The following is a 13,434-nucleotide window of genomic DNA, read 5'->3' on the forward strand; positions in this document are numbered from 1 at the left end:
AAACTCGATGTCGTCCCGGGCAAGCGAAGCGCCGAATGGTTTGCAAAGCTGGAGCCACGGCTCGTTTCAACAACGGAAGGCTGTGGTTGTGGGTCCCTGCTTTCGCAGGGACGACAGCTGTGATGCCGCACGTCGTGTGCATCAAACGAGCGAGGAGGGCCTTTGGCGACCACAGCGCGTTGGGCCTCCTCACCTCGCTGACGGTGGAAGGTATCCTACCCCGCCAGCACCGCATCCGCGCCGGTCACCGCCTCGGCGCTTTCGGTCACGGTCTTTTCCAGCGACGGCGCCTGCACAGTGATGTTCTCGGCGAAGAAGCGCGCCAGCGTGACGTAGCGCTGCGGCTCGGCTTCGCCGTTCGCCTTGGCGGCCAGCGCCTCGCCGGCGAGCATGCAGCCACCGGCCGTTGCGGCGAACAGCCGCAGATAGGGCGTTGCGCCGGCCAGTGCCTCGTTCGGCGCCGAGGCGAGGCGCTCGAGCAGCCATTTGCTGGTGCGCTCCAGCGCGGCATGCGCGTCGCGCAGCTTGGCGCCCGTGGTGCCGAACGCCGGATCGTTGGAGGTCTCGACCTGCTTGATGACGGCAGCGAGCTCGTCGAGCAGCGACCACACCGACGCGCCGCCATTGGCTGCGAGCTTGCGCGTGACGAGATCGATCGCCTGGATGCCGTTGGTGCCCTCGTAGATCGCGGTGATGCGGGCATCGCGGTAGTGCTGAGCCGCGCCGGTCTCCTCGATGAAGCCCATGCCGCCATGCACCTGCACGCCGAGATAGGCGACCTCGTTGCCGATGTCGGTGGAATAGGCCTTGGCCATCGGCGTGAGCAGCGCCGCGCGTGCTGCCGCATCGGCGCGCACCTTCGGGTCCTTGGCGCGCGTCGAGACGTCGATCGCAACGGCGGTCGCATAGCAGATGGTGCGCGCGGCCGCGGTCTGCGCGCATCCGCATCAGCATGCGCTTGACGTCGGGATGCACGAAGATCGCATCCATCTCGTCGCCCTTGCGGCCGATAGCTTTCCCTTGCCGGCGCTCCTGCGCATACGACAAGGCCTGCTGGTAGGCGCGTTCGGCAACGCCGACGCCCTCGAGTCCAACGCCGAGGCGGGCCTGGTTCATCATCGTGAACATGCAGCGCATGCCCTGGTTCTCTTCGCCGATGAGAAAGCCGATCGCGCCGCCATGATCGCCCATGGTCATGGTACAGGTCGGGGAGGCGTGCATGCCGAGCTTGTGCTCGACGCCGGAGGCATAGATGTCGTTGCGCTGGCCCAGCGAGCCGTCGGCATTCACCATGAACTTGGGGACGAGAAAGAGCGAGATGCCCTTGGTGCCGGCGGGCGCATCCGGCAGACGCGCCAGCACGAAATGCACGATGTTGTCGGTCATGTCGTGCTCGCCATAGGTGATGAAGATCTTGGTCCCCTTGATGCGATAGGTGCCGTCGGGCTGCCGAACGGCCCGGGTGCGCAACGCGCCGACGTCGGAGCCGGCCTGCGGCTCGGTCAGCTGCATCGTGCCGGTCCATTCGCCGGAGACGAGTTTTCCGAGATAGATTCTCTTCAGCTCGTCGCTGCCATGCGTGTCCAGCGCCTCGATCGCCGAGGCGGTCAGCAGCGGGCAGAGGCCGAAGGCGACGTTGGCGGCGCTCCAGATCTCGGTGCAGGCGGCGTTGATCGCGAGCGGCAGGCCCTGGCCGCCGAAATCTTCCGGGCCGGACACCGCGTTCCAGCCGCCCTCGGTCCAGCGCCTGTAGGCATCCGGCCAGCCGGGTGCGGTCGTGACCTTGCCGTCGTCCAGCTTGATGCCGTGCTCGTCGCCGATCTTGTTGAGCGGCGCCAGCACGTCCGAAGCGAACTTGCCGGCTTCCTCCAGCACGGCGGCCGCGAGATCGGCGTCGAAATCGCCGTAATGGCCGGCCTCCACGGCGGCCTTGAGGCCCGCGCCATGGTTGAGCGACAGCAGCATATCGTTGATCGGCGCACGGTAGGTCATGGCGTTACTCCCGACGAGGCGTTTGCAAATTGTCATCCCATGAAACCGGCGGCCTCTCAACAGTCCGAACGGACATCGTACGGTCTGTTTCGGCCACCGCGGCGTCGCCTTATAAGTCGCCTTATAATAAGAGTACCGTCATCATCCTGCGGCTTTCGTGCCTTTTCGATCGCCGCCCTGTTGAAATGGCGGGACTCACCCTATAGACCGACGTGGCCTTCGATCGGTGCGTTGGGGCGTAGCCAAGCGGTAAGGCAGCGGATTTTGATTCCGCCATTCGGAGGTTCGATCCCTCCCGCCCCAGCCACCAAACAAGCCATTGATTTCAAGAGAGGAATCGATTTTTGCCGGCCGCCCCCGCCGCCATTTCGGGCGGATTGGGCCGGCTAGCTGGAAATCTGTGCCGCTTTGGTTTCCATGGCGGCGGGCGACAAGCCCCGAGTCGTCCGGAGACGCAGGTCACCGGGCGATCGTAATCACGATATAACGACGGATCTGACGTGGCGAATACCAAGAAGGCCCGCGCTGCTGCTGGCGCGAAGAAGAAAAGCAAGGGATCGGCGCGTTCCGGGATCTCGTCTTCCTCACCGCTTGGCATGCTGGCGCTCCATCTTCTCGAGCAATGGAAGAAGTCCGGGCGGGACGGCATCGTTTTCCTTGCGGAAAGCGAGAACAGGGCCGAGCGCCTGGGCAGCGTGCTGCATTCGCTCGATCCCTCGCTCGAGGTGCTGGTGTTCCCGAGGCTGAATACCCTGCCCTTTGACGGGCTGGAGCCGTCACGAGAGATCGCCGGCCGGCGCAGTTCGGTGTTGAGGCGCCTCGCCCGGAGCAAGAAGCCGGTCTTCCTGGTATCGACGGCGGAGGCGATCATGGAGCGGTTGCCGTTGCCCGCCAGTTCGGCGCGCCTCAGCATCAGCTTGAAGGTGGGGGCGGGCTACTCCGAGCGGGAACTCAAGGATCGTCTGGAAGCTCTGGGATACGATCTCGACGAAGAGGCGGATTATCCCGGCAGCGCTCTGTTCCACGGAATGACGTTCGAGGTATTTCCCGCGGGCGCGCTGGGGCCGTTCAGAATTGAGCATTCCGGTGGCGTGATCCGCAGAATCGCCGGTGTCGATCCGGACGAGCACGACGTCGTGTTCGACGCGGAGGAACTGCACATCGACCCCATGTCCGAACGGATCGCGTTGGGAGGCAAGCGGGTGCAGCGGGCGGCGCTGCTGGATTATTGTGAGCGTGCGCGCTGGATCGCGGACGCGGGCGTGTCAGGCCACGCTGATAGCTGGCTGAGCACGATCAAGGAGGCGGCCGGCCGCAGGGAGGCGGAGCGCGAGTATCTGGGGCCCGCTGACTGGAAACGGCTGACCAGACGGATGAGCTCGCTGCCCCGAAAGGCAGCTTTCACCGCCACGCCCGACTTCTCGAAGGTCGCCTCGTCGCGGAAAGCGCTTCGCGCATTTGTCGCCGACACCGAGCGCGCCGGATCGCGGCTGCTGTTTGTCGCGGCGGTCGAGGATGACCTGCGCGCGATGGAGCGAATGAGCGGGATCAAGGCGGAGCGCTTCGCAAACTGGAACGAGGCGGCGAAGGGGCGAGGCGGCGCAGGCGCGCTGCTGGCCGACTTCGACACCGGCTTCATCGGCTCAGGGCGCAAGCCGCTCGTCGTCGTGACGGCGACCGACGTGCTCGGCAGCCGCGCGCATCATCCGCAGCCGATGGCGCGCGCCTGGAGTGCGGCCTTCGACCATGCCGATGTGCCCGAGCAGGGCACGGTGGTCGTCCACCTCCAGCGCGGCCTTGCCGTGCTCGATGGCTTGCAGACCTTCGATGTGGGGAAGGGATCATCGCGCGAGATGATCAGGCTGGCATTCGCGGGGGACGATGCCGTCCTCGTTCCGCCGGCCGATCTTGCGCTGATCTGGCCGTATGCCGCGGAGCTCGGCAAGCTGGCACTGGACAGGGCCGATGGCAGTACGTGGTGGACGCGCCGAACCAAGGCGGAGCAGGAAATTCAGACTGCCGCCAAGGCGCTTGCCAAACACATCGCGCAACGGCGCCGCCGGCGCGCTTCCAAGCTGGTCGCTCCCGGTCCCGCATATGAGCAGTTCGTCGCGCGCTTCCCTTACTTCACGACGATCGACCAGGCCCAGGCGATCAGCGACGTGCTGGACGATCTTGCATCCGGTCATCCCATGGACCGGGTGGTCTGCGGCGACGTCGGCTTTGGCAAGACCGAGGTGGCGCTGCGCGCGGCGGCCGCGGTGGTGCTGTCGGGCAAGCAGGTGGCGATCGCGGTGCCGACGACGGTGCTGGCAAGGCAGCACGTCGCGACCTTCCGCAAACGGTTTGCCCCGCTTGGCATCGAAGTGGGAAGCCTGTCGCGGGCGACGTCGTCTCCGGAGATGAAGGAGACCAAGGAGGGCCTGCGAAGCGGCAAGATGAAGGTCGTGGTCGGCACGCAGGCGATCGCATCGAAGGACGTGAAGTTCGCCAAGTTGAGTCTGGTCATCATCGACGAGGAACAGCACTTCGGGGCGGCGGAGAAGGCGAAGCTTTCAGGCCTGGCGAAGGGCGTCCATACGCTGTGGATGAGTGCCACGCCGATTCCGCGCACGCTAGCGGCGGGCCTTGCGGGATTCAGGGAGCTCAGCGTGATCGCCTCGCCGCCGGTGCACCGGCTTCCGGTCGCGACCCGGATTGCGCCGCTGTCGGATGCCGCCATCGCCAACGCGCTGCTGCGCGAGCAGCGCCGCCACGGGCAGAGTTTCCTGATCTGTCCGCGCATCCATGATCTCGATCCGATGCTGGCGCGGGTGCAGGCGGTGGCGCCGGACCTGCGCATCGTCTGTCTGCACGGAAAGCTGCCTGCCGACGAGATCGACGACCGGATGATGAGCTTCGTCGAGGGCGGTGCCGACGTCCTGCTCGCGACCAACATCGTCGAGAGCGGCCTCGACATTCCCCGCGCCAACACCATCGTGGTGTGCTGGCCGGAAAAGTTCGGCCTTGCCCAGCTGCACCAGCTGAGAGGCCGGGTGGGACGCGGCGGGACGCGCGCCTTCGCATACATGCTGACCGAATCCAGTTCGGAACAATCCGGGAGGCGTTTGGCCGTTCTGGAGGAGTTCAGCAGACCGGGCGCCGGTTTCGCGATCAGCGAGCGGGATCTCGACCTCAGAGGCGCCGGGGATCTGCTTTCGGAACGGCAATCCGGCCATGTGCAGGTTTTCGGTCCGGTGCTGTACAGCCACCTTCTCAAGCAAGCCTCGGAGAAGACCAACGACCGGTCCGCCGATCTGTGGGTACCCGATCTCAACCTTCCGCTCGCGGATTTGCTGCCCAGGAGCTACGTACAATCGGAATCCGTGCGGCTTGAAATCTATGGCCGTGCCGCGAGGTGCCGGAGCGAAGACGATCTGGAAGATCTCGAGGAAGAGACCTCGCGACGCTTCGGCAGGCTGCCGTCGGCCGGTCGGGACTTCTTCGCCGCGGCGAGGCTCAGGATCGATTGCAAGCGGCGAGGGATCGTGAGGCTCGATGTCGGCCCGGAGGCCGTCGCGGCGACGTTCCTTCCCGGGAGGCTGCCCAAATCCAGAGCACGTTCGCTCGAGCGCGATGGCGATCGCGTGTTCTATTCGGACAACATACACGAGCCGCCTTTCGAGCGGATCGAGGATCTCCTGGACATTTTGGACGAGTGAGCGCGACGCGGCTCCGTCGGAGACGAGCCTTGCGGATGCACCGCGTACAGTAGAGATGTTTCAGCGCGCTGCGGCTGCGGAGAACAAATCGACCGATTCTGCGCGCTGACATCCCAGTGACATGTAGCATCGTTACTGCACATGCGTGGCAAACCGCCCGCCGTCATTCGGCCTGCTCCGAGCCATCGGAAAGCCCCCTTCCAGACGCGAGTCGACGGTATTCGGGGCGGGTTATGTTGTTCAAATCTCGGCGTTTTGGGCCGAAATGTCGTGCCCGGGATACCGGAATCAGTGCTGCCGAAGCCGGCTTCAGCTTTCGCTTTCTCAGTAGGACTACGCGTTTTGCACACCGTTCCGCGCGGTGTTGCCCAATCTTGTGCCCGATAGCGGTAACTGAAATATTCGTATTGTATTTCAATGACTTGCGGAAATGCCGCAATTCAAAAGCCCGTGATATTTGTGCAACATTTGCCCGAAAACAGCCGCAACTCGCCGCAAACCGAGCGGTCTTTTGTTGCGTGATCGGGGGCCTTCTGTCTCATATGGAACTACGACGGAGGGGGGCATCCCGAGGTCGTCCCGTTTAGGTCTTTCGCTTAAGTCCCTCGCGTTCATGCGGGTGTGTCCGAAGGCGCGAAGGGACTAAGCGGGGATTTTAAGGGACAAAGGGAACCAACCTGAGGGTGTTTTACCCGGCGGATCCGGAACCTTCCCTGAAGAGCAACTTGGAGGTTTAACATGAAGTTGGTTAAGAGCCTTTTGCTCGGCTCAGCGGCGGGTCTGATCGCCGTGGGCGGAGCGCAGGCAGCCGATCTCCCCGTGAAGGCCAAGGCGGTCGAATACGTGAAGATCTGCTCCCTGTATGGTGCCGGGTTCTACTACATCCCGGGCACCGACACCTGCATCAAGCTGGGTGGTTACCTGCGCGCCGAAGTCCTGGCGAACACCAACTCGGACCACACCGGCAACACCTCGGGTGCTGGTGGTGCGAACAACCGCTTCACCAACGGCTACACCTGGCGTTCGCGCGAGGATCTCAACATCGACACGCGCACCGCGACCGAATACGGCGTCGTCCGCACCTTCTTCGATGCGACGTTCTCCTGGACCTCGGACACCTATGCCGGTCAGGGCAACGGTGCGACCGTCTACTCGCCGATCGGCGCGGTTTCGGCTCCGAACAACGCCAACTCCGGCGCGGTTGCAGGCGGCACGGTCGGCGTCTACTACGCCTTCATCCAGTTCGCCGGTTTCACCATCGGTAAGGCGGTCTCGCAGTTCTCGGCTCCCTGGACCAACTATCCCGGCAACAACTTCGACGGTCTCGTCGGCGGCAGCGGCACGGTCACTGGTGTCAACCAGTTCACCTATACCGCGCAGTTCGGCAACGGCGTGTCGCTGTCTCTGTCGGCTCAGGATCAGTCGGCTTACTACCAGGCTGGTGTGGCCAACCTCGGTGCGCCCGTCAACTTCGGCGTTCCCGGCAACGTCAACACGTTCGGCGTCAGCGACTATGCCGGCACGATTGCTCCGGATCTCGTCGCGATGCTGCGTGTCGACCAGGCCTGGGGTCTGTTCCAGGCGTCGGTTGCCGCGCATGACAACCACGTCGCCTATTACGGCGCGACCGAGTTGACCGGTCATCCGGACGACAAGTGGGGCTGGGCTGGTTCGTTGGCCTTGTCGATCAAGAACATCCCGACCGGACCTGGCGACACCATCAACTTGCAGGGTGTCTACACCAACGGTGCGACCCGCTATAACATCCAGGATCTCGCCGGCTCCGCTGGTGCGAACACCATCTTCGGCGGCACGAACGTTCCTGGTGCTTACCAGAGCATCGGCTTCGGCAGTGCTCCGGACAGCGTGTTCGTCACGGGCGGTCAGCAGCAGCTGATCACGACCTACGGCTTCCGTGGTGCCTACGTGCACAACTGGAACCCGAACTGGAACACCAGCATCTACGGTGCTTGGGCCCAGGTTAACTACAACGGCACCGCCAAGGGCTACCTCTGCGGCCCGGCTGGCAACGGCGTGGGTGGCTCGCTCAGCAACTTCTTCGGTGCTGGTTCGGCTCTGACGTCCTGCAACCCCGACTACAGCATCGCGCAGCTCGGCACGCAGACCCAGTGGACGCCGGTGAAGAACCTGACCTTCTCGGCCGACTTCACCTACACCCGTCTGGACCAGAGCTTCGCTGGTACGGTCGCCTTCCCGGGCAGCGCCACGATCGCCAAGCCGGCTGCGACCTACGAGCTGAAGGACCAGGACACCTACAGCCTCCTGCTGCGCGCCCAGCGCAACTGGTAACACCGGTTGATCTGACTGCAAGCTAACAGAGCCCCCGGCGCCAAAACGCCGGGGGTTTTGCTTTGTGATTGCCGGTTCTGGCGCCTCACGCGGCGAGCATGTCGCGCACCATCGGCACAACCTTGCTGCCATAGAGCTCGATGCTCTTCATCAGCTTCTCATGCGGCAGCGGGCCCGCCGAGTATTTCAGCTGGAAGCGCGCCGCGCCGAGCGTCTTCACGGTCGACGCGATCTTGAGGGCAACGGTTTCCGGCGCGCCGACATAGAGCGAGCCGTGCTCGGCCTCAGTCACGAACTCGTCGCGCCCCATCGGCGGCCAGCCGCGCTCCTTGCCGATGCGGTCGCGCATGGCCTTGTAGTCGGGCCAGAGCTCCTCGCGCGCCTCCGCATCTGTCTCGGCGACGTAGCCGGGCGAATGCACGCCGATCGGCTTGGACGGGCGGCCGAACTCCCTGAAGGCGCGGTGATAGAGATCGACGTAGGGCGCAAAGCGCGAGGGATCGCCGCCGATGATCGCGAGCATCAGGGGCAGGTCGTAATGCGCGGCGCGGACCACCGATTGCGGGCTGCCGCCGACGCCGATCCAGGTCTTCAGCGTGCCGTTCTCGACCGGCGGATAGACCGACTGGCTCTTGAGCGGTGGCCGGAGCTTGCCCTGCCAGGTCACCGGCTGCTGCTTGAGCAGTTCGGCGAACAGATCGAGCTTCTCCTCGAACAGCTCTTCATATTGCCTCAGGTCGAAGCCGAACAGCGGAAAGGATTCCGTGAACGAGCCGCGGCCGAGGATCACCTCGGCGCGCCCGTTCGAGAGTGCATCGAGCGTGGCAAAGCGCTGGAATACGCGGATCGGATCGTCCGAGGAGAGCACCGTCACGGCCGAGCCGAGATGGATTCGCCTGGTGCGCGATGCGATTGCGGCGAGCACGGTCTCGGGCGAGGAGATCGCGAAATCGGAGCGGTGATGCTCGCCGAGCCCGATGAAATCGATCCCGAGCTGATCGGCCAGCACCGCTTCGTCGACGACGTTGCGGATCACCTGGGCATGGGGCAGCGGCGTGCCGGCGGCGTTGTTGGTCACGTCGCCAAACGTATCAAGCCCGAATTCGACGGAGGTCGTCATGGTCAGTCCAGTTGTCGGCGTGGCGGAGCATCCACCACGGGCCACCCATCGCACGCAGGCCGAAAGGTCGGGTTGCTGCGGATCTATCCGCAAGCCTGCGCTGTGGAGCCTTCTGTTGGAGATAAACGGGAGCTATTGCCGGTTCAGGGGCCCGGCAAGGTCACGCCGCGAAACGCAGCGTTTCCAGGCCCGATTGGGAGCAGCCTGCGGCAATCAGCCCGGGACCACCAGGAAACCGGCGCGCGGGAAATGCACCACCACCTCGCCGACGCGCTCATCCGACCGGCGGATCGCGATGTGTTGCGCCGACAGCGAGACGATCTCGCCACGCACCGGGATCTTGCCGTAGTCATCCGGCATCACGGCAACGACGTCGCCGGGCTTGCGACCGTTCGGGTCCGTGGGGTCGCCGAACACAGGTGACTCCGGCCGTGCCTTCGCCGCGATCTCGAGCGCGTCGGCCGACGACATCTCGGTGCGCGTGCTGTGGCCGATGGCGCGGATGCGCTCCTCCCATGCCGCAACGCGCGGAAAGGACGTCATGATCTCGTCCATCGTGGCGAGACTCTGCCGCGCGTACCACACGTTCATGTAGGCGCTAACGTCCGCGAGGCTGAACTCGCCGAACAGCCACGGCCGGCCGTCGCCGAGTTGCGCCTCGATCCAGTCGATATTGGCGCGGAACTGGTCGCGCATCTGCGGCAGCGCCGCGGTCATGGCGGCGACGTCGAACTTGCCGCCGCGCAACTTCTCGCGATCCTCGATGAAATCCCGCGGGACCTTGTCGCCGATGAAGCCGAACACGAGGTTGACCGTGTTCTGGAAGAACGGCCGGTCGGTCCACATGCCGAGCGCCCAGGGCATGCCGGCATTGCCTGCCGGAAACAGCGTCGGCGTCGGGTAGCGCCGCTCCAGCTCGCGGATGATGATCTGTGTGTCACAATAGATGTCGGCACCGATCTGCATCGTCGGCGTGCGGCGATAGCCGCCGGTCATCGGCATCAGGTCGGGCCGCGGCATGATCCGTGAGATCCGCACCGAATTCCAGGCGAGTTTCTTGAATCCGAAGATGATGCGGATCTTCTCGGAGAACGGCGATTGATCGAAATGGTGCAGGATCGGCGTGGGCTGCGACATGGCCTTCTCCCGGGACAGGGTGCGATCTCGACGGACCTTGCCGCATAAGCTGACAAGATTCCGGCCGATCGCAACCTATATTCGCGGTGAGGAGGGCGGCGCAGCGCGTTCAGAACTGCTCCGCCCACGGCCGCAGGTCGAGCTCCAGCGTCCAAGCGCTGCGATGCTGGTGGTGCAGCACCCAATAGGCGTCGGCGATGGCCGCGATGTTGAGCATGCCATCCGGTCCGCGCTCGTCCTTCAATTGTGGGCGCATGCTCAGCAGGCGGTCGCCCTCGATACCGCCATCGACCACGACATGGCCAACATGGATGCCCTGCGGCCCGAACTCCCGCGCCACGCTCTGCGCCAGCGCGCGCAGCGCGGCCTTTGCGGCGGCGAACGGTGAGTAGTTGGCCTTGCCGCGCAGCGAACCGCTGGCGCCGGTGAACACCAGCGTGCCGCCGCCGCGCGCAAGCAAAGCGGGGATCGCGGCCTGTGCCAGCTGGAAACCGCCGAGCGCATGTTCGCGCCAGTGTTCCTCGAAGCGCTGCTCGCTGACCTTCAGAAACGGTGCCGGCCGGTTGGAGCCCGCATTGTGCACGGCCATCGCGAGCGGTGCGAGCCTCTCGGCCGCCGCGACGAAGCGCGCGACATCGGCCGCCGTGGAGGCGTCGCCGACCACATGCGCGACCGTTGCGCCGCCTGCGGCGAGCTCGGCCGCCGTCGCGGCGAGCTTGTCGGCGTTGCGGCCGGCGATCGCGACGGGATAGCCGCCGGCAGCAAAGCGACGCGCAATCGCCGCGCCGAGGCCGTTCGATGCGCCGACGCCGGCAATCAGCACGCTTCCCTGCACGGCGGTCGGCTCGAGGGCGGATCGGTCGTTCATGGCTTGCTCCATCAAGGTGCCCGCGGCGCGGGCGAAATCATTCGTCGGATGCCATCGCGACGATGCTGTCGCGCACCGTGCGCAGAACGGCGTCGGACCGCTTCTGGTCGGTGAGGACGCGCGAGATCGCCAGCGCCCCGACCATCGCACTCACCGCGAGGATTGCGTTGCCGTCGTCATCGTCGCCGAACGTCTCGGCGACCTTGGCGATGAAGGATTCGATGTGCGGCTCCATCACCGCGCGGCACTGCGCGTCGGCGCGGCCGACATCCGAGATCAGCGCGCCGATCGCGCAGCCCGACCCGGGCGAGTCGCGATGGGCGCGGCTGAGATAGCTCCGCACCAGTGTGTTGATGTTGATCGGCTTGTCGGGATCGCGCGCCGCGTGAGCCGACGCTTCGCCTGCATCCAGCGCCTGTTCCAGCGCCGCGGCGATCAGGTCGGAACGCGAGGCGAAGTGCCCATAGAAACCGCCATGGGTCAGCTTCACCTGCTGCATCAGGCCGCCGATGCTGAGCGCGTCGAGGCCCTTGCCGCGGATCTGCGTCGCAGCCTCGTTCAGAATACGCTCACGGCTCCTGGCCTTTTCGGCCTGGGAATGGCCCATCTCGCCTGTCCCCTGTTTGACTCTCTTTCTGGATTATGACCATCATGTATCTGGATGACAACCATCATCCAGAAATTATCCAGTCACAAAGCAGGGAGGAACTGATGTCCGGCAGCGCGAGCGAAGGGCGGGTCCGCCACGAGCGGCACGACCACATCCTCAAGATCATCATCGACAATCCCGCGAAGAAGAATGCCTTCAGTCCGGAGATGATGGCTGAGCTTTCCGACGCGCTGACGCTGCTCGACAATGACGATGGCCTCTGGGTCGGCGTGCTCTGCGCCGCCGGCGGCAGTTTCACCGCGGGTCTCGACATGCCGAAATTCTTCGGTCCGACGGCGACGCGCAAGCCGCTGCCGGAGGGCAACGTCGACCCATTCGGGTTGTCGAAGCGCTGCCGAAAGCCGATCGTCACGGCGGTGCAGGGTATCGTGTTCACCGTCGGCATCGAGATGATGCTGGCCGGCGATATCGTGATCGCCGCGGACGACAGCCGCTTCTGCCAGATGGAAGCCAAGCGCGGCATCGCGCCGCTGGCGGGTGCGCATTTCCGCTATATCAGCCGCGCCGGGTGGGGCGATGCGATGTATCACCTGTTGCTGTGCGACGAGTTCACCGCCGCCGAAGCGCATCGGATCGGTCTCGTGCAGGAAGTCGTGCCCGCGGGCCAGCAGGTCGAGCGTGCAATGGCGCTCGCGGAGATCATCGCGCGCAATGCGCCGCTTGGAATCCAGGTAACCAAGGAGGCGGGCCGCAAGTTCATCGAAGCCGGCGAGCAGGCGGCAATTGCGATCATCCCGCAGATCCGCGAACGCGTGCTCAACACATCAGATGCGGCCGAGGGCATCAAGTCCTTCGTGGAGCGTCGCTCGGCTGTGTTTCAGGGACGTTAGTTGCGTTCACGATACGTGCTCGAAGAAGCTGTGACAATGATGTCGCAGCTTCTTGATTTCGATCACGACAATGTAGCAGCGACTCTTGTCGAGATTCGTCGAATCAGGGAAATTCGAGTCATTCATTAAATTCTGTTTCGTCCTGCTTTCACTCAAGCGTCCGGTATCGGTGAGCGGCAGGAGCAGCGAGGTCGAGACGCTCGGGCGCAGCGCGTTGGCCGAGATCGTCGAGCGGCTCGGCCGGTCGCACGATTTCGTCGTCATCGACTGTCCCGGCCACGACACCTATCTCACGACGTTCACGCATTCGCTGGCGAACACGTTGATCACGCCGCTCAACGACAGCTTCCTCGATTTCGACGTGCTCGGCACCGTCGATCCGAACGACTTCAAGGTGACCGGCATCAGCCACTATTCGAAGATGGTGGAGGAAGCGCGGCGCCAGCGCAGCGCACACGATCAGCCGGCATTCGAGTGGGTGGTGCTGCGCAACCGTCTCTCCACGCTCGGGTCACGCAACAAGCGCCTGGTCGGCGAAGCCTTGAGCGAATTGGCCAAGACGCTGAATTTCCGCCTGGTCGATGGCCTGGCCGAACGCGTGATCTTCCGCGAATTCTACCCGCGCGGACTGACGGCGGTCGACGACGCCAGCCAGCTCGCACTCGGTAGCCGGCCGACCATGTCGCATGTCACCGCACGGCTCGAGATGGAACGGCTGATGACCGCCATCATGCTCGGCCATCTGGTGGCGCGTCGGCCGGAATCCTCCGACGCCAGCCGCGACGCGGCGTAAGGCGACGTCGGGC

8 protein-coding genes, 1 tRNA gene and 1 pseudogene are annotated in these 13,434 nt (G+C 64.7%); 5 read left to right on the plus strand and 5 right to left on the minus strand.

Going from position 1 to position 13,434, the window contains the following annotated elements; genetic code table 11:
- Window positions 1-215: 215 nt before the first annotated feature.
- Window positions 216-1,992, minus strand: a pseudogene (locus RX327_RS11990) (acyl-CoA dehydrogenase).
- A gap of 232 nt (window positions 1,993-2,224) precedes the next feature.
- Between RX327_RS11990 and RX327_RS11995 the strand changes: the two are divergent.
- From RX327_RS11995 to RX327_RS12005, 3 genes are all read left to right on the plus strand, one after another.
- Window positions 2,225-2,299: transfer RNA gene (locus RX327_RS11995), tRNA-Gln, on the plus strand.
- Between the two features lie 289 nt (window positions 2,300-2,588).
- Entirely contained in the window at window positions 2,589-5,693 is a 3,105-nt protein-coding gene (locus RX327_RS12000; protein WP_317251246.1) for a DEAD/DEAH box helicase, read from the plus strand.
- Window positions 5,694-6,431: 738 nt separating this feature from the next.
- On the plus strand, window positions 6,432-8,003 hold the full coding sequence (locus tag RX327_RS12005; RefSeq protein ID WP_317250358.1) for a porin: 1,572 nt from the start codon (window positions 6,432-6,434) through the stop codon (window positions 8,001-8,003).
- A gap of 85 nt (window positions 8,004-8,088) precedes the next feature.
- On the opposite strand, the gene RX327_RS12010 is transcribed toward RX327_RS12005, so the two are convergent.
- The 4 genes from RX327_RS12010 to RX327_RS12025 form a co-directional block, all read right to left on the minus strand.
- The gene (locus RX327_RS12010; protein ID WP_317250359.1) at window positions 8,089-9,123 is read right to left on the minus strand and encodes an LLM class flavin-dependent oxidoreductase; all 1,035 of its coding nucleotides are present in this window, start codon (window positions 9,121-9,123) and stop codon (window positions 8,089-8,091) included.
- A 213-nt stretch (window positions 9,124-9,336) separates the two neighbouring features.
- A complete protein-coding gene (locus tag RX327_RS12015; RefSeq protein ID WP_157345630.1) occupies window positions 9,337-10,260 on the minus strand; it encodes a glutathione S-transferase family protein in 924 nt (307 codons plus the stop codon).
- A gap of 109 nt (window positions 10,261-10,369) precedes the next feature.
- Entirely contained in the window at window positions 10,370-11,128 is a 759-nt protein-coding gene (locus tag RX327_RS12020) for an SDR family NAD(P)-dependent oxidoreductase (protein WP_038377534.1), read from the minus strand.
- A gap of 37 nt (window positions 11,129-11,165) precedes the next feature.
- Window positions 11,166-11,735 (minus strand): TetR/AcrR family transcriptional regulator, encoded by a 570-nt coding sequence (locus RX327_RS12025; protein ID WP_028334468.1) that lies wholly within the window; start codon window positions 11,733-11,735, stop codon window positions 11,166-11,168.
- A gap of 104 nt (window positions 11,736-11,839) precedes the next feature.
- Here RX327_RS12025 and RX327_RS12030 point away from each other — a divergent pair, with 104 nt between their 5' ends.
- Entirely contained in the window at window positions 11,840-12,628 is a 789-nt protein-coding gene (locus tag RX327_RS12030; protein WP_050387956.1) for a crotonase/enoyl-CoA hydratase family protein, read from the plus strand.
- A 169-nt stretch (window positions 12,629-12,797) separates the two neighbouring features.
- Window positions 12,798-13,421 (plus strand): division plane positioning ATPase MipZ, encoded by a 624-nt coding sequence (locus tag RX327_RS12035; RefSeq protein WP_317250360.1) that lies wholly within the window; start codon window positions 12,798-12,800, stop codon window positions 13,419-13,421.
- Window positions 13,422-13,434: the final 13 nt, after the last annotated feature.

Source organism: Bradyrhizobium sp. BEA-2-5 (genome assembly GCF_032918025.1).
GTDB classification, from domain to species: domain Bacteria; phylum Pseudomonadota; class Alphaproteobacteria; order Rhizobiales; family Xanthobacteraceae; genus Bradyrhizobium; species Bradyrhizobium pachyrhizi.